Genomic DNA, 22,184 nt, shown 5'->3' with positions numbered 1-22,184 from the left:
TATCCAACCTCCGGCGTCACTGAAGAGGCACTTGTTACATCATTGCCCGACGTGCGGTTCGGTTCTCCCGATCCAATCAACGGCATTTCCCGACGCGGGAAAGCTTTGTGCTGCTTGACAGTCGCATCGCCCAACCGTCGCTGCAGTCAACCCGGCCTCCGGTTCCATCCCGGGGGAGGCCCGGTGCGCTTTGCAGCACCCTGCGACGTGAACGCAGCGCGCGAGCCAAGGAAATATGCGCGCCTGCGGCTGAGATTGAGAAAGAGGGAACCTTCCCAATGAGCGACCGTATCCGCGATTTCCTCCGCCGACGTGACGAAGATGGCCCGTGCGTTGTTGTCGATCTCGACATCGTGCGCGACAACTTTGAAGCTTTCGCCAAGTCCCTGCCGGACACCTCCGTTTACTACGCGGTCAAAGCCAACCCGGCACCTGAAATCCTGTCGCTCCTGGAAGGCCTCGGGTCTTCCTTCGATTGCGCCTCTGTCGGCGAAATCGAAATGGTTCTGGCAACCGGCGCTTCCGCTGACCGCATTTCCTACGGCAACACCATCAAGAAGGAGAAGGACATTGCGCGTGCCTATCAGTATGGCGTCCGCCTCTTCGCCGTCGACTGTGTCGAAGAAGTCGAAAAAATCGCCCGCGTTGCCCCTGGCTCCAAAGTCTTCTGCCGCGTCCTGTGCGACGGTGTCGGCGCCGAATGGCCGCTCTCCCGCAAGTTCGGCTGCGACCCCGAAATGGCGCCCGACGTCCTCGAACACGCGCACCGGCTCGGCCTTGTTGCCCACGGCGTCTCCTTCCATGTCGGTTCCCAGCAAGCCAACCTCACGGCGTGGGATCTCGCTCTCGCCATGGCAGCAGGCGTTTTCCAGGAAATGGCGCTCCGCGGTATCGAACTGAAAATGGTCAACATGGGTGGGGGCTTCCCGACCCGTTACCTGAAAGACGTCCCGGGTGTTTCGACCTACGGCGAAGCGATCTTCCAGGCGCTGTGCAAGCATTTCGGCAACCGTCTGCCGTCCACCATCATCGAGCCGGGCCGCGGCATGGTGGGCAACGCCGGCATGATCGAAGCTGAAGTCGTTCTGATTTCGCGTAAATCCGCCAACGACGACGTGCGCTGGGTCTATCTCGATATCGGCAAGTTCCACGGCCTGGCCGAAACCATGGACGAGGCGATCCGCTATCCGATCCGCACCCCGCGCGACGGCGACATCACCGCACCCTGCGTGCTGGCCGGCCCGACCTGCGACAGCGTCGACGTTCTTTACGAGAAGACGCCGTACGAACTGCCGGTGAGCCTGTCTATTGGCGACAAGGTGCTGATCGAGGCTTGTGGTGCCTACACCACGACCTATTCCACGGTCGGCTTCAACGGCTTTGCGCCGCTGGCGTCCTTCGTCATCTGAGGCAAGTGCCATGATTGATATTGTGGACGAGGCGCCGGATCACACCGGCGCCCGCGAGGGTCTGCTTGACCTTTGCTTCGGTGAGGACCGCTTCAGGAAAACCTCCGAGCGTCTGCGTGAAGGCCGGCTTCCGGTCTTCGCATTTTCTGCGATCGACGAATCTGGCAAGCTTGTCGGAACGGTAAGGCTCTGGTCTGTGGCGGACCGCAACGGCTCACAAAGCCTGTTGCTCGGACCCCTTGCCGTCGATCCGGGCTGCCGGGGTCTGAAGGTCGGGGACCGCTTGATGCGACACGCCCTCAACCAGGCAGCCATGCTTGGCCACGGGTCGGTGATCCTGGTCGGCGACCAGCCGTATTACGCGCGCTTCGGATTTGCTGCCGGTCTTCTCGACAAGGTCGGCCTGCCGGGCCCGGTGGACTATCACCGGTTTCTCGCTGTGGAGTTTGCTCCGGGGCATATTGCCGGGCTGGAAGGCGTTCTGTCTGCGGCCGGTTTGCCGGACCCGATCGCAGCGCCAGCGGCGCGGGACGATGTTTTCTCAGTGTCGCAAGCACTCTGAAATTCAGGACATGACAGACGGCGGCGGACTTTTTCGCCGCCGTCTCTTGTTTTTTCAAGCAAAGGCCTGTCTTTTGCTCACGAAGTCCTGAGAAGTTCGTTTGTCTTTCCTTGAATAAACTGCTTTCAGGAAGACTTGAAATTCCTGCAGAAACCAGCCACACCTAACTCGGGCGCAATAAGTGCGCTTTTCTGTATGAAGGATACCCCAATGGGCCGGACCCTCCCACCAGGGCGAGGGCGGCATATCGGATAGGATTGGAGTTACGCATATGACCGACGACACCAACGACGGTGCGCCGAAGAAACCGGCGGCAAAGACCGCTACGAAGCCGGCCGTTCGGCGCAAGACCACACCGCGCGCGGCTGCGTCCAGACCTGCGGCCGGGAATCCGGCAAGCTCCAAATCAACTCCTGCAAGTCCGACATCTGGCAAAGCTGCCGCTGCCAAGGCAGCATCGGCTAAAACAACGCCTGCCAAAACACCGGCTGCAAAACCGGCCGCAGCAAAAGCGTCTTCCGGGAAGGCTTCCGCAGGAAAGACCGCCCCCTTCAAGGCTCCTGCAAAAGCACCTGTGAAAGCTTCTGGAGCGTCAAAGCCTGCTGCAACCAAAACTGCTGCGACCAAATCTGCACCAGCCAAATCTGCATCAACCAAATCCGCACCGGCGAAATCTTCTCAGACCAAATCTGGGGCGAAAAAGCCGGCGGCTTCGGTTGCCAAAGCAGCGCTTGCCAAGGCAGGCAATGCAAAAGCCCCCGCCAGGACAGCGGTGAAACCCGCGGCCAGAAAAGCCGGTGCCGCGAAAACTGCTCCAGCGAAGGCTACCGTTTCACAAGCGCCGGCATCCAAGGCTGCGACCGACATCGGGAAGGGCCAACTTCATGGCACCATCACCGGCCCGCTCGTGATGATCGGGCTCGGTTCCATCGGCAAGGGAACCTTGCCGCTGATCGAGCGTCATTTCAACTTCGACAAAAACCGGTTCACGGTGATCGACCCGGTGGATGCCGATGCGAAGCTTGTCACCGACCGGGGCTACAGGTTCGAGAAGGTTTCTCTGACCCCCGAAAACTACAAGGACGTTCTGACGCCTCTGCTCACCGAGGGGGAGGGGCAGGGCTTTGTGGTGAACCTGTCGGTGGACACCTCATCGCTGGACCTGATGAAGCTCTGCCGCAAATTGGGCGCGCTTTACATCGACACGGTTGTCGAGCCCTGGCCGGGTTTCTACTTCGACGACACCGCGACAGCGGCCGACCGCACCAACTACGCTCTGCGCGAAGCCGTACGCCGGGAAAAGAAGAAGAACCCTGGCGGCACAACGGCTGTCTCCTGTTGCGGAGCCAATCCGGGCATGGTGTCCTGGTTCGTGAAGAAGGCCCTGGTTGATATTGCAACCGATACCGGCGTCAAATTCAAGGAGCCGACCAGCCAGAAGGGCTGGGCGAAGCTGATGAAGAAGGTTGGCGTCAAGGGCATACACATTGCCGAACGTGACACACAGCGTGCCAAGGAGCCGAAGCCTTTCGGTGAATTCTGGAACACCTGGTCGGTGGAAGGTTTCCTGTCGGAAGGCTTCCAGCCTGCTGAACTTGGCTGGGGCACGCATGAAACCTGGAAGCCCGCGAACGCCAAGAAGCACAAGAAAGGCTGCAAGGCCGCGATCTATCTCGAACAGCCGGGCGCCAACACCCGTGTTCGAACATGGTGCCCGACACCCGGCGCGCAATACGGCTTCCTGGTGACGCACAATGAGGCGATATCGATAGCCGACTATTTCTCCGTGCATGACGGCAAGAAGGTCAGCTACCGCCCGACCTGCCACTATGCCTATCATCCGGCAAACGTCGCGGTACTGTCGCTTCACGAACTGTTCGGCTCTGCCGGCAAGGTTCAGGAGACACTGCATGTTCTCGACGAAAGCGAACTGCAGGACGGCATTGATGAACTCGGCGTTCTGCTCTACGGCCACAAGAAAAACGCCTACTGGTACGGCTCGCAATTGTCCGTGGAAGAAACCCGTGACCTTGCACCCTATCAGAACGCGACGGGTCTGCAGGTGACTTCGGCCGTTCTTGCCGGCATGGTCTGGGCGCTGGAGAACCCGGAAGCCGGCATCGTGGAAACCGACGAGATGGACTACAAGCGCTGCCTCGAGATCCAGTTGCCGTATCTTGGCCCGGTGAAGGGCTATTACACGGATTGGACGCCGCTTGAAGGCCGCCCGGGCTTCTACAAGGAAGACATCGACACCAAGGACCCCTGGCAGTTCCGGAATATTCTGGTGCGTTGACGCGAAACGCAATTCCTGTTCAATATTGGCCGCTGGGTAATCCCAGCGGCTTTTTTATTGATTTCAGGGTTTCAGGAAGGTTTCGGGTTTCGAAACTTTGTGATCGTCACAACATTTCTGAAATATATATTTTCTGATTATGCCTCGCAGGCAGCCGTTATGCGATGAGGGCCAGGTGAAACTTGATCAGGTAAGACTGAACGCTGCGATCCGGGGTCTCTATGAAGCGGCGGTCACGCCGGAGTTCTGGAAACCGGCCCTGGAAGAGGTAACTGACGCCCTTCAGGCAAAGAGCTGTCATTTCTTCTCCAACAACCTGACTGAGGCGGGCGACGATCTGTTCGTTACCGTTCGGATGGATCCGGATTTTCATAAGGACTACCTGAACACCTACGCGGCTCTGGATGTCCGATTTCCGCGCATTATGGACGGCCCTGTCGGAAAGGTTCTGCACGGCGATCTGCTGTGGACGGAAGAAGAGCGGCTGGCCAGCCCCGTGTATCACGAAAACCTGCTGCCGTTCGAACTGTACGAGGTCACCGGTGCCCAGCTTGCCATGCCCGGCAGGTTAAGCTGGCTCGGCTTTTCGCTTTATGATGAAGAGCCTTGGCAAGAGGATCAGCTCGCCGCCCAGCAGCTCGTTCTCGGCCATACCAGGCAGGCCCTGCGGATGCATCTGACGCTCGCTGAGGCAAAAACCAACACCGAAACGCTCGGGGATCTTCTGGCAGCGCGCGGACAAGGCGTTATCCTGATTGCCGCGGACGGCAGAATCATCTTTGCGAACTCGCAGGCGGAGGCCCTGCAGCAAGAGCAGCTTTTCAAGATGAGCAGCCGGGGCCTCGTCTTCCGGGACAGGGCCTTGAACAGGCAGTTCGCGCTTGCACTTGAGGCGCTCCACTTCCGCTCAAGCGTTCCCTCGGGCGAGACAGTTACGCTTGCCGAAACCACGGATCATCAGATCGGGGTGCGCTTCCTGCCCGTGCCTGGCGGGATTAGTGGAAGTGGTTCACTGCTGGCAGTTCTGTGTATCCCGCTGCACATGCAGCATGGGCCTGATCCCTCGGAGATCAAGCAATTCGCTGGCCTCTTCCGCCTGACCCCTTCCGAGGAGCGTGTGGTCGGGGCAATCGCTGCCGGCCAGGATCTGGCACAGCATTGCCGCGAGCGGAACATCTCGCTCGATACGGCCCGCAAACATCTTAAGAACGCAATGGCCAAGGCCAACTGCCGCTCGCAAAAGGATCTCTTGCGACTGGTCGAACGGTTCTGTTTTTTCCGCCTTCGCTGACAAAAGTCCCGTTGGCCTGTAGATTATCTGTCATGTCCGGTGGAGCGTGTCGGCTTGTCAGGCACTTTGTGCGGATTTGCGGGTTTTGTTGCGCGCGGATGTATTCGGCTTGCTTGTGCAGTGTCGCCCGTCACACGGTCTTGAAGGTGGGCCCGTTAAGATGAGGACATACCGGCACTGTGGACCGATTCAAACGCTGATGACAACGGTCACCGTTTAGTGCATTCCCGAAAGGGGCAGGCCGATCATCAAAGAGCCGAGCGCCCATGACCGACAGCCGTGCGATGACATGACAAAAAGGACAACAACTGTGCTGACCTCCCCGGAAACGACCTCACAAACCTCTGCACACCCGCTCGCACCGGAAAGCCGTCATGCCGGAACGACCAGGATCCTGCACTGGATCATTGCCTCTCTGGTTCTGGCAACATGGCCGTTGGGCTATGTCATCAAGTTCGTGAAGAGTGAAGTGTCCCTTGATTTCTACCTGCTGCATGAAAGCTTTGGTTTTCTGGTGCTCTGGCTGATGCTCGTCCGTGTGGGCAACAAGATTGTCGCTCACAAACCGGAAGAGGAGGGGCCGGCTCTGGAGCGGATGGCTGCTGCCACCGTTCACGGATTGCTCTATCTTTTCCTGATCATCATGCCGGTGAGCGGATTTCTGGCGACGAATGCGCATGGTTTCCCGCTGAGCTGGTTCGGCGTCATCCCTGTCTGGAGCCCGATCGGCAAATCGCCAGACATTGCCGGAACGCTCTCGGCGATACACTCCTGGAGCGCCTGGGCCCTGCTGGTCTTGTTTGCCCTTCACATCGGCGCAGTGGTGTTCCATCACGTTCTGAGGCGCGACCGGACCCTCTACAAGATCCTGTAAAGTTCAATAAGCGGACCAGGTTGGCTGGTCCCGTCAGGAGGCGGGTGTCAGCCGATCAGCCGTACGACCTCCAGCGGCTCGATCCTGCCCTTGACCTGGTGCAGGCCAATCGGCCTGCGCTCAAGGGTGCTGTCGAGGCGTTTGGCGATCTCGCCCGAGACCAGGATCACCACGTCAGCGCCCTCGTCGATCTCCTTGCCGAGACTTTCCAGACGGGAGGCGGCGTTCACCGTGTCGCCGATGACCGTGTAGTTGACCCGTTCCGGGGCACCGATATCTCCGACGACTAGCGGCCCAATGTGAAGGCCTATGCGGATGCGCACCGGTGCCTCGCCCCGGGCGATGCGTGTCTGATTGTCGGCCCTGATGGCCCGCGCCATTCCGATTGCCGCTCGCGCGGCTGGTTCTGCCGGGTTTTCGAGCCGCTCCGGAGCGCCCCAGAATGCCATGACACTGTCGCCGATGTATTTGTCGATGGTGCCGCCTTCCTTTGTGATTTCCGCACCCAGCATGGAAAGATGATGGTTCACGAAAGCGGCCGTTTGGGTCGCCGTCATGCCTTCGGAGGCTGACGTGAACCCGGCGATGTCGGTGAACAGCACCGCGACCTCTCGTTCTTCCGGCGGGGCGTCAGCGCGGCCCTCGCGCAGAAGCTTCCGAACGAGCGTTTTCGGCACGTAGCGGCTGAAGGCGGTCAGGCCGCCGACCATGGAGTTGAAGCCGTTGGCCAGATCGTCCAGTTCGCGGACGAAACTGCCGGGCAAGTGCTCAACGGCATCCAGTTCCAGATCGGCAACGGCTTTTGCGCCAAGTGCAGCCCGCCGGATCGGCTGGCCGATGCGACGGGCCAGAAAACCGGCGCCGACCAGGGACAGGCCAAGCAGCGCGACGCCGATCAGGATGGCGTCGCTCAACTGTTCAAGCGGCTGCTCCAGAATTTCTGCGGGAAAATGAGCCCCAATCGAAAGCGGCAGTCCCGTCGGGCCAAGATCAGCGCTTTGAATGACGACAAATCTCTTTTTGCCAAAGACATCGTAGCCGGCACGCATTTCATGACCGGGGCGGATGCCAAAGGGGGATGCATCGACCAGTTCGGTCGACCGCAAAGTCTTCAGAAAGCTGTCCGGGACGTTCTCCAGATCAATCAGCGGATGGGTCGGCGACAGGAGGTTGAACACTTCCGGCAGCGCGGGATGTGCGATCACATCGTAGGTCTGCGGGTTGATCATGAACACCTGAACCAGTCCCGTGGAGATGTCACTTGTGACTTCCGACAAGCGCTCCATGGACATGGCCATGAGAACAAGCCCTTCGTATATGCCGCCCTCCGGCCCTGCGGAATGGATCGGTTGAACATGGGCAATGTAGGTGTGCTGGCGCTGGGGGTAGAAGGCCGGTCCGGACCAGAAGGGAGCGGTCTTGTCTCTTGAACTGGCTATCAGACCTGCAAGCGCATGGGTTTCATCGGTTTTCGGTACAAATTGCGGAACCAGAATGCCGTCGGCGTGGCCCCGGTCGACCTGAATGAAATTGCCGTTCCTGTCGGCGACTATGAGGAAGGAGACATGTTCCATGGACGAAAGCGCGCCGAACATATAGTCAGCGACTTCCTGCGGTCGGCTCATCAGAATGCTGCCGGAGGTCAGGGCGTCCACGGTGAAGGAACTGGCTTCCTCAACCGCTTCGATCTGGGCGGTGAAAGCCTGGTCCAGGGCATGCATGCCCGAGTTGATCAGCGATCCACCCAGGTTGCGCACCACCTTTTCGGATGTTGCTGCCTGAACGATCAGCACAAGCGCTGCTGTTATGAAGACAAAACCGCCGATAACAGTCGTGAGTGTCGGCGTGATGTGAAGGCGCCTGTTGAGGGGCAAGTGTCTGGCCTGCGGACTGAATTTCAATTCATTACCCATACCCCGATAATGTCTTGAGGCAAAGCGCGGGGACGTCGGCCAACCAGGCAACTGCAAGGATCGCGGCCTGTGGCGGGTCAGCCTCGCAAACGGACAACCTCGACTGGTTCCGATTTGCCTTTGACCATATGCGGACCAATGGCCTCCTGATTGATCTTGCTGTCGAGTCGTTTGGCGATTTCGTCCGAGACGAGGATTACCACGTCAGCGTTCTCGTCGATCTCCTTGCCGAGACTTTCCAGACGGGAGGCGGCGTTTACCGTGTCGCCGATGACCGTGTAGTTGACGCGTTCCGGCGCGCCGATGTCGCCGACGACAAGCGGACCCATGTGAAGGCCTATGCGGATGCGCACCGGTGCATCGCCCTGGGCGATGCGCGTCTGATTGTCGGCCCTGATGGCCCGCGCCATTCCGATTGCCGCTCGCGCGGCAGGTTCTGCAGGATTTTCCAGCCGCTCCGGAGCGCCCCAGAAGGCCATGACACTGTCGCCGATGTATTTGTCGATGGTGCCGCCTTCCTGTGTGATTTCCGCTCCCAGCATGGAAAGATGATGGTTCACGAAAGCAGCCGTTTCGCTCGCCGTCATGCCTTCGGAGGCTGACGTGAAGCCGGCGATGTCGGTGAACAGCACCGCGACCTCCCGTTCTTCCGGCGGCGCATCCGCTCTGCCTTCGCGCAGGAGTTTGCGGACGAGTGTCGCCGGAACATAGCGGTTGAAGGCCTTCAAGCCGCCGACCATGGCATTGAACCCCTTCGAGAGATCGTCCAGCTCGCGGATGATACTGGTGGGCAGGGGGAAAACGGCTTCAAGGTTCAGGTCCGCCACTTCTCTGGCTGCAACCGACGCCCGTTGCACCGGCCTTGCGATCCGCCGTGCCAGCAAAACCGCGCCGAGCAGGGAGATGACCAGAAGTCCGCCGCCCACAAGAAGCGCCATCAGCAGTTGCTTCAGCGGCTGGTCCAGGTACTCGGCAGGAAAATGCACGCCAATCCTGACCGGAAGCCCCAGCAGGTTTTTGTTCTTCTGCTCCAGAATCACGAACCGTTTGGCCCCGTCCGGGTCTGTGCCGGAATAGATATCGAGGTCCTCGGAAATGTCGAACGACGCCTTGTCGACCTGGGGCATGTCCTCGAACCCGGCCAGAAAGGCATCGGGGAGCTGAGTAACGTTGAGCAGCGGCATATCCGTGCTGAGGTCGCCAAAGGATTTGTGAAGGTCCGGATGGGCGACGATTTCGTCCGATCCTTCCTTCATCAGGAACACGGTTATGTCGTCCGTGGAAACATGCCAGGTGATTTCGGACATTCTGTCGAGTGACATGCCGATCATCAGGCTACCACGATAGGTTTTTCCCTCGTGGAGCGGGCGCACGAAGACGTAGTAAGTGTGCTCCCGGTTCGGCATATAGAACGGCTCGCTCCAAAACGCGCCGGTCTGTGTCTTTGCGCGTTCGGACAGGGGAACGAGGATCGGGATATCCTTCGCCAGGTTGACGTCGCCGCCCAGCAGCTTGCCATCCGCATCGCCCCTGTCGATATCGACGCCCCGGCCGCTTTCATCCACCAGCACAAGGAAGGACACCTGCTCCATGGGGGCAAGTGCACCGTAGAGATAGGACAGGACAAGGTCGGGGTCGTCGAGCGGCAGCTCCTTGCGCTCATAGGTCAACCGGGTGAATTCGGCGGTTTCGGTGATGGCATGCAGTTGCTCGACAAACGCAGTTTCCGCCGCGTCCATGCCGATGTCGACCAGTTCGCCGCCCATTCGCCTGACGACTTGCGATGAGGTGACAGCCTGTATGAACAGGATGGCGGCTGCAGTTATCAGCACGAAGCTGCCGATGACAGTTGCAAGGGTCGGCGTGATGAAGAGTTTCCTGCGTGCTGACACCGTGACGTCCTGATCGTGCGCTATTTCGTTGCTAGGCTCGTATCTGTTTCAAATTACGCGCCGCGGAGCAATCGGGGAACCGCCGCGAGCGCCAGAAACCTGCTTCAAATACAAAAAGACCCGCAGGGCTGAAGCCACGCGGGTCTCGTGAATTGATGCGTCGAAAGGCGCGTCAGGTGGCTTTTTCAACCCGGTCGAACTTATGACCGTAGTCCACGGCGATTTCGTAGTCGGGGTCCTCAAGAACCGAGACTTCAACAAGGTCGCCTGCCTTGGCCAGAAGCTTCTTGCAGTCCGGCGACAGATGGCGCAGGTGCAGGCGCTTGCCGGCTGCGACATACTTGGAGGCCAGTGCATCGATCGCTTCCAGGCCGGAATGATCGACCACACGGCTGTCGATGAAGTCGACGACAACGTCTTCAGGGTCGTTCAGCGGATCGAACAGGTCGGTGAATCTGGTTGTGGAGCCGAAAAACAACGGCCCGCTCAGACGATAGACCTTCCAGCCTTCCTTGCTTGTGCCCGTGCGGGCACGGATGCGGCTGGCCGCATTCCAGGCATAGGCGAGGGCGGAGATAATCACACCGACAACGACAGCGACCGCGAGATCCGAGTAGACGGTGACACACGTCACGATGACCATCACGAGCGCATCGATCGGCGGGATCTTGTGCATGATCTTCAGGCTGGTCCAGGCAAAGGTGCCGATAACGACCATGAACATCACGCCGACCAGCGCCGCGACCGGGATCTGTTCGATCAGCGGTGAGGCGATGACAATGAAGGAGAGCAGGAATAGAGCTGCGGCAATGCCGGAGATCCGGGTGCGTGCACCGGATTTCACGTTGATCATGGACTGGCCGATCATCGCGCAGCCGCCCATGCCGCCGAAGAAGCCTGTCACCACGTTTGCCGTGCCCTGTGCAAGGCATTCCTTGGAAGCACCGCCCTTGGTGCCGGTCAGGTCGGCCACCAGGTTCAGTGTCAAAAGGGACTCAATCAAGCCGATGGCAGCCAGGATCACGGCGTAGGGCAGGATGATCTGCAATGTGTCGAGCGTCAGCGGCACCATGGGAATGTGGAACTCGGGCAGACCGCCGGAAATCGAGGCCAGATCGCCGACTGCGCGGGTGTCGAGGTTGAAGCCCAGCACGAGCCCGGAGACAACAAGAATGCCCGCGAGCGGCGCCGGAAAGGCAGATGTGATCTTGGGCAGGAACCAGATGACGGCCATGGTGAGCGCGATCAGGCCGAGCATCAGATAAAGCTGAGAGCCCGTCATCCAGGTCAGTCCGCCGTTGCCATCAGGAACCTTGAACTGGCCGAGCTGGGCAAGGAAGATCACGATGGCCAGGCCGTTGACGAAGCCAAGCATGACCGGGTGAGGGACCATGCGAATGAACTTGCCCCACTTCAGCAGGCCCACCACGATCTGGATCAGTCCCATCAGCACTACGGTGGCGAAGAGGTATTCCACTCCATGCAGGCTAACGAGGGAGACCATCACCACGGCCAGGGCGCCGGTCGCACCCGAGATCATGCCCGGTCGGCCGCCGATACAGGCGGTGATGAGGCCGACAAAAAACGCCGCGTAGAGACCTACCAGCGGATTGACGCCGGCAACAAAGGCGAAAGCCACAGCTTCGGGGACAAGCGCCAGGGCGACGGTCAACCCTGCGAGGAGTTCGGTTTTGATGCGGGACGCATCCATTTTCAACGGTTGTTCAGGCGCAACGGCCTCCGCGCGTGCTGACACGAGCTGCTCCGGATATTTGGTGTGGTTTTTTAGGTCAGCGCCAATCCCTGCCCGGATTTGCGCTTTTGACCTGGATCAAGTTGCCATCTTCTAATCGATTTTTTGCAATGCAGCAAGACAGACTACCGAGGAGCAGCCATGCGTTGTCTAGAGTTCTTGAGAGATGAAAGAAAATTGTGGGAAGTCATGGGGTAATTGAAACCGGAAATTTGAATGTCTTCTCCAGATGACATCCAGGAAAAATGGCTACATCGGGTCCAATTGATTTTAGATGCCGGCAAATCATTTCTCGTTTGCGCCGGAAGTGAATGTGGTCAGGCCAATCATATCGGGCTACTGATCGTTCAATTCCCGCTATTTTGGTCCGTTGCTTCCTTTTTCTTTTGCTGCATTGGCATTTGGCGCGCAGGTGAGCCGGTTTCAGTCCATAGGGCTGGCTCTGAAAGCTGAGTGGATGCACCGGTCTGATGCAGGTTTTGGGATGTTCTCATCAGAATTTACCACCGCAATGCAATCAGGTTGCATACCCCGCAAATTGTCCCGTAGGGTCATTGCATCAGATTTTGGATTGCTGAGGACGCGGCCGCAGTCGAACTGCAGATGTTGAACGAGTTTGTCATGGCAGCAGTTAAAGGAGACGCAATGTACCGGCTCATCTTCTGCTCCATGTTGAGCGCTCTTCTTTTTATCTCCACCGCCCGAGCGCAGGAAGTCCTTAGATTATCCGGTTTTGAAGCCCCCAATCTGACGCCGGTCGCAGAGAAAATCCTCGCCAAGGCTTATTCGGAACTCGGCATTCGGATTGAAACAGTCATAAGCAACCCGCAAAGGGCACTGCTGGATGCTGCTTCCGGCAAGACCGATGGAGAGCTGGTTCGGGTGAAGGCCGTCGGAGCCGACCACAGCAGCCTGTTGCGCGTCGATGTGCCGGTCATTGTGGCGCGTACCTTTGCTTATGCGAACAAACGCCAGCTTCGTGGCAAGTCTTTCACCCAGCTCCGGCATTTGCGGGTCGGTCATGTCTCCGGCGCGCGGTTCGCCTCGGAACTGGCAGAGGGGTTTGCCGAGATCTGGACTGCCGACACGCCGGAACAATTGTTCGAGATGCTACGGCGTGACCGCGTCGATCTCGTCATTGCCGGGGAAGGCACGGGGCGGCGCATCATTCGGGACAAGAACCTGGAAGATGTTTTTCCGTTAGGACCGTCTTTGCATGAGGTCGCGTTCTATCACTATCTGCATGAAAAACATGTGGATCTGGTGCCAAGGATCGAAGCCGTTCTGCGAAGGATGCTTTCCGTGCCGGAGGGACAGGAAACCGATGGTGCGGAGGAGAGGGCTCCACGGCAAGACGACAATGTCCTGCACAGGACCGGCTGGAGCTGACAAGCCAGGGCCTCGATTGCACCTCCTCCGGGTTTACCTGCACCCCGTTCAGATGAAAAAGCTCGACGGCACACGCGGCTGGGATTAGAACCGGCAAAAAGGCGCTCGGGAGGAACCATGAAGCCGACCAATCCGGTCTTCACCGGCATTGCCACCACTGTTTTCGAGACGATGTCGCGGCTTGCGATGGCGCATGGCGCGGTGAACCTCGGGCAGGGGTTTCCGGATGTCGACGGTCCTGCGGATATCCGGCAGGCTGCGGCCGATGCGCTGCTGCAGGGGCCGAACCAGTATCCGCCCATGCTGGGCATACCGGACCTGCGACAGGCCGTTGCAGAGGCCAATTGCCGTTTCTACGGTCTGGAGGTCGATCCGCAGACCGAAGTGATGGTCACGTCCGGTGCGACCGAAGCGCTGGCGGATTGCATTTTCGCGCTGGTGTCTCCGGGGGACGAAGTCGTTCTGATCGAGCCTCTTTATGATTGTTACCTGCCGCTGGTGAAACAGGCCGGTGGCATTCCGGTGCGCGTCAGGGTGACCCCACCGAACTGGTCCCTGGACGTAGATGCCCTTCGCGCGGCTTTCTCCGACAAGACCAAGGCTGTCCTGATCAACAATCCGATGAACCCGACGGCGAAGGTGTTTTCGGACGATGAGCTTGAGTTGATCGCGTCTCTTTGCCGGCAGTACGACACCTATGCGATCTGTGACGAAGTCTATGAACATCTCGTCTTTGACGGGCGCCGGCACAGGCCGCTGATGACGCTGGACGGGATGCGCGAACGTACGGTGCGGATCGGCTCCGCGGGAAAGACCTTTTCGCTGACCGGCTGGAAGGTCGGCTATATCACCGGTCCGGCCGCACTGATGGACCCGATTGCCAAGGCGCACCAGTGGGTGACGTTCACCACGCCGCCGCACCTGCAGAAGGCCGTCGCCTTCGGGCTGCGCAAGGGCGACAGTTACTACGACGGCCTGTCGCAAGACCTGGCTGCCAAACGCGACCGCATGGCGGCGGGTCTGGCCGATCTCGGCTTTTCTGTTCTGCCTTGCAACGCGACCTATTTCCTGACGTGCGGATTTGAAGGACTGGGGCTTGGTCGAAGCGATATCGAGGCGTGTGAAATCCTTGTCACCGCCGCTGGCGTTGCGGTGGTGCCCGTCTCCGCCTTCTACGGTTCGGATGCGCCTTCGGGCTACATCCGCTTCTGTTTCTGCAAACAGGATGCCGTCATTGACGAGGCGCTGGCCCGTCTAGCAGCATTTTTGACTGCGGCCCGCGCCGAATCCGCTTAGCCTGACATTATGAAACCCTGGAAATGAGAAACTTCATGGACAATCCGGCTCTGGTCGACGTTACCCGCGGCTCCGTTATCGAAAGCCTGCATCGGGGCAGCATCGCGATCGTCGATAGCGCCGGAAAGCTCGTTTTCGGTATCGGCAATGTGGATGCCCGGGTGTTTCCACGCTCTGCCATAAAGGCGCTTCAGGCCTTGCCTCTGGTGGAATCCGGCGCTGCAGAAGCGCTCGATTATTCCGATGCGGAACTGGCGCTTGCCTGCGCCTCGCACAATGGCGAAGAAGTTCATGCCAATTCGGCGCGGGTCATGCTGATAAAAGCTGGCCTTGCGGAAGATCATCTGGAATGCGGTCCGCAGTGGCCGCAGCGCATGGAAGATGCTGCCAAACTGATCCTTGCAAATGAGACGCCCTGCGGCCTGCACAACAACTGTTCGGGCAAACATGCCGGTTTTCTTGGTCTGGCCAAGGTCATGGGGGTGGAGACGCGCGGCTATGTGAATGCGGAACATCCGGTGCAGCGTGAAGTTCGCAACGTGATGGAGCAGATGACCGGGGACACCCTGTCGGAAGATGTCTGCGGCACGGATGGCTGTTCGATCCCGACTTATGCTTCGCCTTTGCGCAGCTTCGCCCGCGCCTTTGCAGCCTTCGGGACAGGCGAGGGACTGGAACCGCTGCGGGCCGAGGCTGCGGAGCGGCTGTTCGATGCCTGCATCAACGAGCCTTACATGGTCGCCGGCACAGATCGTTTCTGTACGCGGGTGATGGATGCTTTCCGTGGCCGTGTCTTTGTCAAGACCGGTGCTGAAGGCGTCTTCTGTGCGTCCATTCCGGAGCTTGGGTTCGGCGTTTCGCTGAAATGCGACGACGGTGCAACCCGGGCGTCCGAAGTGATGATGGCAACCGTCCTGGAGGCGATGCTGGAGCTTAATGACGATGAGGCCGCTTTGCTCGACGGACTCGTCAACCCGCCGATCCTGACCCGGGTCGGTATCCAGGCCGGGCATATCAAGCCGCGTGAGGACTTTCTGACCGAGTTGAAGGCGGCACTGCCCTGAGATAGGCCTTAGCGAGTCCGGATCACAAACCTCCTCTCGACGGGTCGCAAAAGCGGTGTCTCAAAGCAGGAACCAAACATTCGAGGAAACGGACCGCATTCGTGACGGTCGCGATGGTCCTTCTCCAATTCGGGTGTGATCAGGATCTTCCGTTTCTCAAAGGTCTTTCGTCATCAGCACCTTGTTGCCATTTCTTTCCATTTCACTCCAGCCAAGATGGGCGTAGAGCGCGATATTCTCAGGCATGCCTGTATGGGTTGCCAGATGCATCGCGCGCGCCCCGTTCTTCCCGGCAAATTCCTCGGCCGCTTCGATCAGACGTCGGCCGACACCCCGGCCCTTGACGTGCGGATCGACGGCAAGGTTCATCAGATGTGCGCTGTTGCCGCTGAGACCCAAAATGGCGCAGCCGATGATCCTGTCCGCGATTTCGGCGACGAAGACATGGTTCTGTGAGATGTCTGCGGCGATGCCGGCGGAGACGTCGGGCAAGTCCGGCAGGGTTGATTTTACCGGTGCATAGGCTGCGTCGATGCACGCTTTCAGCTGCGGTGCGTCTTGCAATTTCGCCTTGCGGATGGCTGGTTGAGCGCTTGGTTTTGTCACTGGAGTATTCTCATGGCCCATCGTCCCGGTCTGTCCTTCCACTTTACTCATGCGATAACCCGTACGCCTGCCGATAGCGTGGCCGACGGTATCCGGGCGGTGGATACTGGCAACCCGAGCGGCGAGAAATTCCGGGCAGAACATGAGCTTTACGTGCAAGCGTTGCAAGAAGCGGGGCTGACGGTCGACGTTCTGCCTCCGCTGGAAGCTTTTCCTGACAGTTGCTTTGTCGAAGACCCGGCGTTTTGCCTGCCGGAAGGGGCGATTCAGCTTCGCCCGGGGGCAGCCAGCCGCGCAGGGGAAAGCGCCGAGATCCGCGCTGCGCTTGAAAACCGTTTCGGCAAGGTCGTCGAACTGCCGGGAACCGGCAATGTCGATGGCGGCGATATCCTGATGCTTGATGATGTCATCCTGATCGGTCTGTCCGCGCGTACCGACCGGGAAGGCGCTGATGCCTTTGCCGGACTGCTGGGCGAATGGGGGTACAAGGCTGAAGTTTGCGAAACGCCGGAAGGCGTGCTGCATTTCAAGACGGCTTGCTCCACCCTTGGAGATGGCGTTATCCTCGCGACCAAGGTGATGGCGGACAGTGGATTTTTCGGCGACCGTGAAATCGTGGTCGTGCCGGAAGGCGAAGACTATGCTGCCAACGTCATCCGCGTGAACGATGTGGTGATGGTGCCGGAAGGCTATCCGAAAACCCAGGCTGCCATCGAGGCGGCCGGTTTTACAACCGTCGTTCTGCCGACCCACGAAGCCCGAAAGGTCGATGGCGGCCTGTCCTGCCTGTCGCTGCGGTTTGCGCTGGACTGATCGATCACGATCTTCTCAGGTCCTAGACCTGTTTGTCTCGATCATGGGAAAGCGCGGAAGCGCCTTCTCAGGATGAGGCCGTCGAGAAGCATCAGACTTTCGACCTCCTTGGTTCATGCCATGACGCATCATGGCATCCATGCCGTTCCGTTTCCGCTTGTAGTGTTGGTACCTGAGGGGTGGAGATAGCGGTCGCCGGTGGTCCTGGAGGATGAGCGTGTTCTGCGGTCAGGCAGCCACCTGATTGCCGTGAACGGTCAGATTGCTGAATTCAGAAACATCGTTCAGTTCGCCTGTTGCTTTTTCGAGCCAGCGGAAGCCGTTGATGGCACCCTGTTTCGAGCCCTGGACGATGTTGTTTGTGATGACGGCGGCACCTGCGCCATCGACCACGGTTACCGCAATGCCGGTGCCGCAGTCCCGGATCACGTTCTGGGAGGCTGCGATGTTGCGCATGTAGGGGCCCCAGCCGAGCATCAGGCCGAATTTCGGCGCGCCTTCAACCACATTGCCGGTCAGCGTCGTGTCCGCTTCAACCGCGATGCCGATGCCGAAGCCGGCGACTTCCGGTGGATATGGGCCTTCCTTCTTGATGTTGCGGATCAGATTGCCGGAACAGACCGCCAGGCGGCCGCCATCCATGAAGTTGGCGATGGAAATGCCGATCGTGCCACCGTCGACGATATTATTGGCTATGACAGCTCCCTGAAAGCCGAATTCGGAATAGATCGCGGTTTCGCCGGAACGAAAGCAGGAATTGCCGATGATCTGGACGTTGGATCCGGCATTGGACCGGATCGCTGAGAAAGCGCAGTCCGCGACGCGGTTGTTGGAAACCATGACGCCATGGGCGCGGAAGACATTGATGCCGTTCCCGAACTGACCGGTTCCGCCGTAGCGGGCGCCGATGCGCTCCACCCGGTTGCCGGAGACGATGGTGCCGTCTTCCCCTTCACGCCAGCGGTGCACCCAGATGCCACCATTGGCACAGTCGGCCACCGTATTGCCGGTGATGGCCAAGCCCTCGGCCTCGTTCGAGCGAAGACCCGCTTCGGCAGCACCGGAAATCCGGCAATTTTCGACACGGCCTGAACAGCGGTCCAGCAACAGCCCCATCTTGGAAGAACCGGTGATCTCGCAATTGTCCAGGGTAACGTTCCTGACGCCGATGAAATGGAGCAGTCCTTCGGTGAAATCGCCGATGGAGCGATTGGCGCCGTCGAAGGTTATGCCGGTCAGGCCGACGTTGGACACGTTCTCGGCGCGGATCAACTGGCCGCCGCCGCCCTGATAGACAAGCCGTGTCCTGCCGGGAACGCCCACAATCAACGTGCCGGAAGGCAGGCGAAGGTTGGCGACCGGGTAGGTGCCGGCTGGCAGGAAAAGGGCGCGGCCACGCTCCACAGCCCGGTTGACGGCATTTTGAAACTGGGCGCTTTGGTCGTCGGCCGCATTGGGCAGGAGGCCAAGTTCCTGGGAATCGATGGAGCCGCGCAGGTCGGCAACCTTCATCTGGGCCGCGGCGACTGTCCCGGAAAGACACAAAGCTGTCCCGGCTAGAAACGCGCGGCGGTTCAGTTTTGAAAGGTTACGTGTCATCGGTCCGGCCAATTGCTCGCTTGCGTCCCGGATTGGGATGCGTCTCAGGTATCTGCGGTTGCAAACGCAAGAGCCGTGCCGGAATGACCATCAGGCAATAGTTAAGTCGGCACAAAAAAACCGGCCAGGCACAAGGCCCGGCCGGTCAGTTAACCGATCTACAGGGGCAGAAGAGACCGGTCAGAGGCTGCTCGGGTCGACGCTTTCCAGACCAACCCAGTTTTCATCAGCCTTGGTGATGAAGCCCGGGATGTCCTTGTTCCAGCGTTCCTGGATCGACGGCGCGAGGTTGAGGTAAAGCTTGTTGTCGACGATCTTCCACAGGTCCGGATCGCCATCGACTTTCACGCCCATGGCAGCGCCAAAGGCACAGAAACCGCCGTATTGCGGCAGGTACTTTTCCGGGTTCTGCTTGAAGAGCTTGCGGTTTTCTTCAGAAGCGAAGCGGTAGGTGGCACCGTTATGGACTTCAGTGATGGAGATATCACCGTCCTGCGGAGCTCCATTGACGAAATAGGAGACCGGGTCGACACCGCGAAGGGCGAGGCCCGTGATGGTGGCGTTGACATCGAAACCGGCACCGAAGGCGCTGGAAACCAGACCGGTGACAACGACAAGAGCCGCGACCGAGCCGCGAATGAAGTTTGCGAACATTTAGAAACACTCCCGAGGGGTTGAACTTGTCCGGCGAAGAGGTGCTCAAGCGATGGTGAAATTGGAACCAATTGGTTCCTAATTGGTCGCACTTGACCAACCCTGCCGGTGGTTCCTAAATAGAGTTAGGAACCGAATGGTACAAAACACAAGCGCGTGACACACGGTTGAGCATTTCGTGAATGCGGCTTGACGGGAGACAGAATGGCAAGACCTCGGGAATTCGATGCCGATGAGGCACTGGAAAAGGCCATGGAACTGTTCTGGGACGTTGGCTACGACGAAGCCTCTCTGTCCGAGTTGCTCGGTGCCATGGCGATCACCAAGGGCTCTTTCTACAAGGCGTTCCAGGACAAGCAGTCGGTCTATCTGGCAACGCTCGACAGGTACAACGATCAGGTGGTCGGCAACACCGTCGCCTTTCTGGGCGACCCGGCAGAAGGCACGGGTGGGGACCGCATCCTCGCCCTGTTCGGTCGGATCGCCGATCTCGCGCAGAAGGAAGGCGACAGACTGGGCTGCTTTTTGTGCAATGCCCTGGTCGACAAGGCAGGGGGCTCCGAGGCGGAAGCAAAGCTGCAGGCCATGACCAGACGTCTGGAAAACGGTTTTTGCCGTGCGCTTCAGGATGATGGGCTTGAGGAAACCGACGCACGCGGCACCGCACGTGGCATTCTGACAGCCTATTTCGGCTTGCGGGTTCTCGGCCGGGCGGGCTTATCAGCCGATATGGCGGCGGACTGCATTCGCCAGGTCGAGAGGATGCTTGGGCGCGTGCGTTGAGGCTGAAGCCGGAGCAGGTGGTTTTTTGCGGCTTGGGGACTTTGAAGTCCCGAAATACTGAATTTCAGATAATCCAATACCACCTCATCCTGAGGAAGCACGAAGTGCTGTCTCGATGGATGGGCGACACATTCCGGAGCAAGCGGCCCATCCTTTTAGATGGGCTTTCAGCCCTCCGCAGGATGAGGGTGAAGGGATGAGGGGAAAGATTCTTCAGGAGAGTGTCCCGCGCCCCCTTATCGCAAGCGCCTTGCCAGTTCCCGCAGGATCCTAACGGCAGCTTCCTCGATGACCGGATAGGTCGGTCTTGTGTCGCGCGGGCCTTTCGGCAACGCGGGAACATGAACGAAGATGCTCGCAATGCCCGAGCCGATGGAATCCCAAAGCGTGGCGTTGCAGAGATAGGTTCCGGCATTGGTGGACAGCCGGGCCGGTGCGCCTGCGGCAAGAGCAGCATCGCGCAGCGGGGCGGCGGGCAGGGTCGATCGCCGCGAGCGTTCTTGCGAGAGCGCCAGTTCCGGCCTCGCCGGTGCCTTGCCCAAGGCATCCGGGCGCACACGCACAGCCCTGTTGACGGCCCTTGTTTCTATGTTGATGGTTCGCCGGGTGCCGTCGACGCCGAAATGCACGATGGCATCCGGCAGAAGGGTCGTGCGGAGCCGGCCGGTAACCTCTTCACGCCCCGCCCAGGTGGTCGGCAGGACATGAAAGACGAAGTCGACACCTGACTGATGCGCCCGCATGCGCTTGGCCAGCCGCCGCATCAGCCGTTCTGTCGGATTGACGGGTGCCCCGGGGAAGGGTGAAAAGCCGGTGACCAGAACGGTCTTGCGAACAGACGTCTTCATTCGCCAAGCCCCATTAACGTGGCCAGTTCATCGACTGCGAGCGAAACGGCGGTCTTGCCGCCGCGCACTTCTTCTTCAAGCGATTTGAGACGCTCGGCTGTGCGGGTGTTCGTTGTGAGCGCTTCCATCATGCGCTGCTGAAGCATGTCCCACATCCAGGCGACCTGCTGGCGGCTTCGTTTTTCATGCCATTCACCGCTGGCCTGCATGCGCTCGCGGTAGACGGTGATCTGGTCCCACAGATTATCGAGGCCTTCGTTGGCAAGGCCGGACACCGTGATGACGGGCGGGGTCCATGTGGGCGACTTGGGGGCCAGGATGTGCAGGGCGGCACGGTAATCCGAGGCAGCGGCGCGCGCACGGTTTGCACCGTCGCCGTCTGCCTTGTTGACGGCGATCATGTCGGCGATTTCAAGAACGCCCTTCTTGATGCCCTGAAGCTCGTCACCGGCACCGGGCAGCATCAGGACAAGGAAGAAGTCCACCATGTCGGCAACGGTCGTTTCCGATTGGCCGATGCCGACAGTCTCCACCAGGATCACATCGTAGCCGGCTGCCTCGCACAACAGCATGGTTTCCCGCGTCTTTGCGGCAACCCCGCCGAGGGTGCCTGCGGAGGGCGAGGGGCGGATGAAGGCATTCGGGTCGACGGCAAGCTGTGCCATGCGCGTCTTGTCGCCAAGGATCGATCCGCCGGTGCGGGTGGAGGAGGGGTCGACGGCTAGCACGGCAACCTTGTGCCCTGCCGCCGTCAGATTTGACCCCAGAGTATCGATGGTGGTCGACTTGCCGACGCCCGGCACGCCGGTAATTCCAACCCTGAGCGCCTTGCCCGTCAGAGGCAGCAGATCCTGGATCAGATGCTGGGCCAGACGGCGGTGCTCGCGCTTGCGCGACTCCACAAGCGTGATGGCTCGGGCCAGCGCCGCGCGCTGTCCGGCTTTCAGACCGTCCGCCAGTTTGGCCGGGTCAAGATTTCGTGGCGTTGTCGTCATGCCTCAAGGTGTTAGCGCAGGATTCGGCAAAGGTCACTGCCGCCAAAGGGTGAAGGTGCATTCGTGATGCATTCAGATGGCGCAAAACAGCGTCAAACTGGATGGAAACATTGAAACCCGCAGGCAAAAACGTGTTAGATACACGCC

General features: G+C 59.5%; 20 protein-coding genes. 11 read left to right on the top strand and 9 right to left on the bottom strand.

Annotation, left to right across the window (positions count from 1 at the left end; genetic code table 11):
* Positions 1 to 278: 278 nt before the first annotated feature.
* Both V1T76_RS05910 and V1T76_RS05905 read left to right on the top strand, forming a co-directional pair.
* Entirely contained in the window at positions 279 to 1,409 is a 1,131-nt protein-coding gene (locus V1T76_RS05910; protein ID WP_330559673.1) for a type III PLP-dependent enzyme, read from the top strand.
* 10 nt (positions 1,410 to 1,419) lie between these two features.
* Complete coding sequence (locus tag V1T76_RS05905) at positions 1,420 to 1,971, top strand: GNAT family N-acetyltransferase (protein ID WP_330559672.1); 552 nt, start codon at positions 1,420 to 1,422, stop codon at positions 1,969 to 1,971.
* A 54-nt stretch (positions 1,972 to 2,025) separates the two neighbouring features.
* On the opposite strand, the gene V1T76_RS05900 is transcribed toward V1T76_RS05905, so the two are convergent.
* Positions 2,026 to 2,628 carry a hypothetical protein gene (locus V1T76_RS05900; protein ID WP_330559671.1) on the bottom strand — a complete coding sequence of 201 codons (603 nt, stop codon included), beginning with the start codon at positions 2,626 to 2,628 and terminating at the stop codon, positions 2,026 to 2,028.
* A gap of 253 nt (positions 2,629 to 2,881) precedes the next feature.
* Between V1T76_RS05900 and V1T76_RS05895 the strand changes: the two genes are divergently transcribed.
* The 3 genes from V1T76_RS05895 to V1T76_RS05885 all read left to right on the top strand — a co-directional run bounded on the left by V1T76_RS05895 (position 2,882) and on the right by V1T76_RS05885 (position 6,432).
* Complete coding sequence (locus V1T76_RS05895) at positions 2,882 to 4,267, top strand: homospermidine synthase (RefSeq protein WP_330560224.1); 1,386 nt, start codon at positions 2,882 to 2,884, stop codon at positions 4,265 to 4,267.
* A 175-nt stretch (positions 4,268 to 4,442) separates the two neighbouring features.
* A complete protein-coding gene (locus tag V1T76_RS05890; protein WP_330559670.1) occupies positions 4,443 to 5,558 on the top strand; it encodes a helix-turn-helix transcriptional regulator in 1,116 nt (371 codons plus the stop codon).
* 310 nt (positions 5,559 to 5,868) lie between these two features.
* Positions 5,869 to 6,432 (top strand): cytochrome b, encoded by a 564-nt coding sequence (locus tag V1T76_RS05885; protein ID WP_330559669.1) that lies wholly within the window; start codon positions 5,869 to 5,871, stop codon positions 6,430 to 6,432.
* Between the two features lie 47 nt (positions 6,433 to 6,479).
* Here V1T76_RS05885 and V1T76_RS05880 read toward each other — a convergent pair whose 3' ends face one another.
* The 3 genes from V1T76_RS05880 to V1T76_RS05870 form a co-directional block, all read right to left on the bottom strand.
* A complete protein-coding gene (locus V1T76_RS05880; RefSeq protein WP_330559668.1) occupies positions 6,480 to 8,306 on the bottom strand; it encodes an adenylate/guanylate cyclase domain-containing protein in 1,827 nt (608 codons plus the stop codon).
* A 116-nt stretch (positions 8,307 to 8,422) separates the two neighbouring features.
* Positions 8,423 to 10,237 (bottom strand): adenylate/guanylate cyclase domain-containing protein, encoded by a 1,815-nt coding sequence (locus V1T76_RS05875; RefSeq protein ID WP_330559667.1) that lies wholly within the window; start codon positions 10,235 to 10,237, stop codon positions 8,423 to 8,425.
* A 172-nt stretch (positions 10,238 to 10,409) separates the two neighbouring features.
* Positions 10,410 to 11,948 (bottom strand): SulP family inorganic anion transporter, encoded by a 1,539-nt coding sequence (locus tag V1T76_RS05870; RefSeq protein ID WP_330560223.1) that lies wholly within the window; start codon positions 11,946 to 11,948, stop codon positions 10,410 to 10,412.
* Positions 11,949 to 12,206: 258 nt separating this feature from the next.
* Here V1T76_RS05870 and V1T76_RS05865 point away from each other — a divergent pair, with 258 nt between their 5' ends.
* From V1T76_RS05865 to V1T76_RS05850, 4 genes are all read left to right on the top strand, one after another.
* Positions 12,207 to 12,443 (top strand): hypothetical protein, encoded by a 237-nt coding sequence (locus V1T76_RS05865; protein WP_330559666.1) that lies wholly within the window; start codon positions 12,207 to 12,209, stop codon positions 12,441 to 12,443.
* Positions 12,444 to 12,611: 168 nt separating this feature from the next.
* A complete protein-coding gene (locus V1T76_RS05860) occupies positions 12,612 to 13,379 on the top strand; it encodes a substrate-binding periplasmic protein (RefSeq protein ID WP_330559665.1) in 768 nt (255 codons plus the stop codon).
* A gap of 117 nt (positions 13,380 to 13,496) precedes the next feature.
* Positions 13,497 to 14,675 (top strand): aminotransferase, encoded by a 1,179-nt coding sequence (locus V1T76_RS05855; protein ID WP_330559664.1) that lies wholly within the window; start codon positions 13,497 to 13,499, stop codon positions 14,673 to 14,675.
* Between the two features lie 35 nt (positions 14,676 to 14,710).
* Complete coding sequence (locus V1T76_RS05850; protein WP_330559663.1) at positions 14,711 to 15,739, top strand: asparaginase; 1,029 nt, start codon at positions 14,711 to 14,713, stop codon at positions 15,737 to 15,739.
* Positions 15,740 to 15,895: 156 nt separating this feature from the next.
* Here V1T76_RS05850 and V1T76_RS05845 read toward each other — a convergent pair whose 3' ends face one another.
* On the bottom strand, positions 15,896 to 16,345 hold the full coding sequence (locus tag V1T76_RS05845; RefSeq protein ID WP_330559662.1) for a GNAT family N-acetyltransferase: 450 nt from the start codon (positions 16,343 to 16,345) through the stop codon (positions 15,896 to 15,898).
* Between the two features lie 12 nt (positions 16,346 to 16,357).
* Between V1T76_RS05845 and V1T76_RS05840 the strand changes: the two genes are divergently transcribed.
* Positions 16,358 to 17,158 (top strand): dimethylarginine dimethylaminohydrolase family protein, encoded by an 801-nt coding sequence (locus tag V1T76_RS05840; RefSeq protein ID WP_330559661.1) that lies wholly within the window; start codon positions 16,358 to 16,360, stop codon positions 17,156 to 17,158.
* A gap of 228 nt (positions 17,159 to 17,386) precedes the next feature.
* Here V1T76_RS05840 and V1T76_RS05835 read toward each other — a convergent pair whose 3' ends face one another.
* The gene (locus V1T76_RS05835; protein WP_330559660.1) at positions 17,387 to 18,757 is read right to left on the bottom strand and encodes a TIGR03808 family TAT-translocated repetitive protein; all 1,371 of its coding nucleotides are present in this window, start codon (positions 18,755 to 18,757) and stop codon (positions 17,387 to 17,389) included.
* A 180-nt stretch (positions 18,758 to 18,937) separates the two neighbouring features.
* Positions 18,938 to 19,411 (bottom strand): YHS domain-containing (seleno)protein, encoded by a 474-nt coding sequence (locus V1T76_RS05830; RefSeq protein ID WP_330559659.1) that lies wholly within the window; start codon positions 19,409 to 19,411, stop codon positions 18,938 to 18,940.
* A 204-nt stretch (positions 19,412 to 19,615) separates the two neighbouring features.
* On the opposite strand from V1T76_RS05830, the gene V1T76_RS05825 reads away from it, so the two are divergent.
* The gene (locus V1T76_RS05825) at positions 19,616 to 20,194 is read left to right on the top strand and encodes a TetR/AcrR family transcriptional regulator (RefSeq protein ID WP_330559658.1); all 579 of its coding nucleotides are present in this window, start codon (positions 19,616 to 19,618) and stop codon (positions 20,192 to 20,194) included.
* A 236-nt stretch (positions 20,195 to 20,430) separates the two neighbouring features.
* Here V1T76_RS05825 and V1T76_RS05820 read toward each other — a convergent pair whose 3' ends face one another.
* Positions 20,431 to 21,042: a pyroglutamyl-peptidase I family protein gene (locus V1T76_RS05820; RefSeq protein WP_330559657.1), complete on the bottom strand. Its 612-nt coding sequence runs from the start codon at positions 21,040 to 21,042 to the stop codon at positions 20,431 to 20,433.
* Positions 21,039 to 22,037, bottom strand: coding sequence for a methylmalonyl Co-A mutase-associated GTPase MeaB (gene meaB, locus V1T76_RS05815; protein ID WP_330559656.1), 999 nt, complete (start codon positions 22,035 to 22,037; stop codon positions 21,039 to 21,041). The genes V1T76_RS05820 and meaB overlap by 4 nt, the downstream gene beginning before the upstream one ends.
* Positions 22,038 to 22,184 lie beyond the last annotated feature (147 nt).

This window comes from Roseibium sp. FZY0029 (genome assembly GCF_036350355.1).
GTDB lineage: Bacteria > Pseudomonadota > Alphaproteobacteria > Rhizobiales > Stappiaceae > Roseibium.
Note: the sequence above shows the minus strand (reverse complement) of the source record. Positions and strands in the feature narration are given on the sequence as shown.

Excerpts from the sequence above, each read along its gene's own strand:
- V1T76_RS05910 (WP_330559673.1), top strand. The coding sequence starts at position 279 with ATGAGCGACCGTATCCGCGATTTCCTCCGCCGACGTGACGAAGATGGC.
- V1T76_RS05905 (WP_330559672.1), top strand. The coding sequence starts at position 1,420 with ATGATTGATATTGTGGACGAGGCGCCGGATCACACCGGCGCCCGCGAG.
- V1T76_RS05895 (WP_330560224.1), top strand. The coding sequence starts at position 2,882 with ATGATCGGGCTCGGTTCCATCGGCAAGGGAACCTTGCCGCTGATCGAG.
- V1T76_RS05870 (WP_330560223.1), bottom strand. The coding sequence starts at position 11,948 with ATGGATGCGTCCCGCATCAAAACCGAACTCCTCGCAGGGTTGACCGTC.
- V1T76_RS05865 (WP_330559666.1), top strand. The coding sequence starts at position 12,207 with ATGTCTTCTCCAGATGACATCCAGGAAAAATGGCTACATCGGGTCCAA.
- V1T76_RS05860 (WP_330559665.1), top strand. The coding sequence starts at position 12,612 with ATGGCAGCAGTTAAAGGAGACGCAATGTACCGGCTCATCTTCTGCTCC.
- V1T76_RS05855 (WP_330559664.1), top strand. The coding sequence starts at position 13,497 with ATGAAGCCGACCAATCCGGTCTTCACCGGCATTGCCACCACTGTTTTC.
- V1T76_RS05850 (WP_330559663.1), top strand. The coding sequence starts at position 14,711 with ATGGACAATCCGGCTCTGGTCGACGTTACCCGCGGCTCCGTTATCGAA.
- V1T76_RS05840 (WP_330559661.1), top strand. The coding sequence starts at position 16,358 with ATGGCCCATCGTCCCGGTCTGTCCTTCCACTTTACTCATGCGATAACC.
- V1T76_RS05835 (WP_330559660.1), bottom strand. The coding sequence starts at position 18,757 with ATGACACGTAACCTTTCAAAACTGAACCGCCGCGCGTTTCTAGCCGGG.
- V1T76_RS05830 (WP_330559659.1), bottom strand. The coding sequence starts at position 19,411 with ATGTTCGCAAACTTCATTCGCGGCTCGGTCGCGGCTCTTGTCGTTGTC.
- V1T76_RS05825 (WP_330559658.1), top strand. The coding sequence starts at position 19,616 with ATGGCAAGACCTCGGGAATTCGATGCCGATGAGGCACTGGAAAAGGCC.
- V1T76_RS05820 (WP_330559657.1), bottom strand. The coding sequence starts at position 21,042 with ATGAAGACGTCTGTTCGCAAGACCGTTCTGGTCACCGGCTTTTCACCC.
- meaB (WP_330559656.1), bottom strand. The coding sequence starts at position 22,037 with ATGACGACAACGCCACGAAATCTTGACCCGGCCAAACTGGCGGACGGT.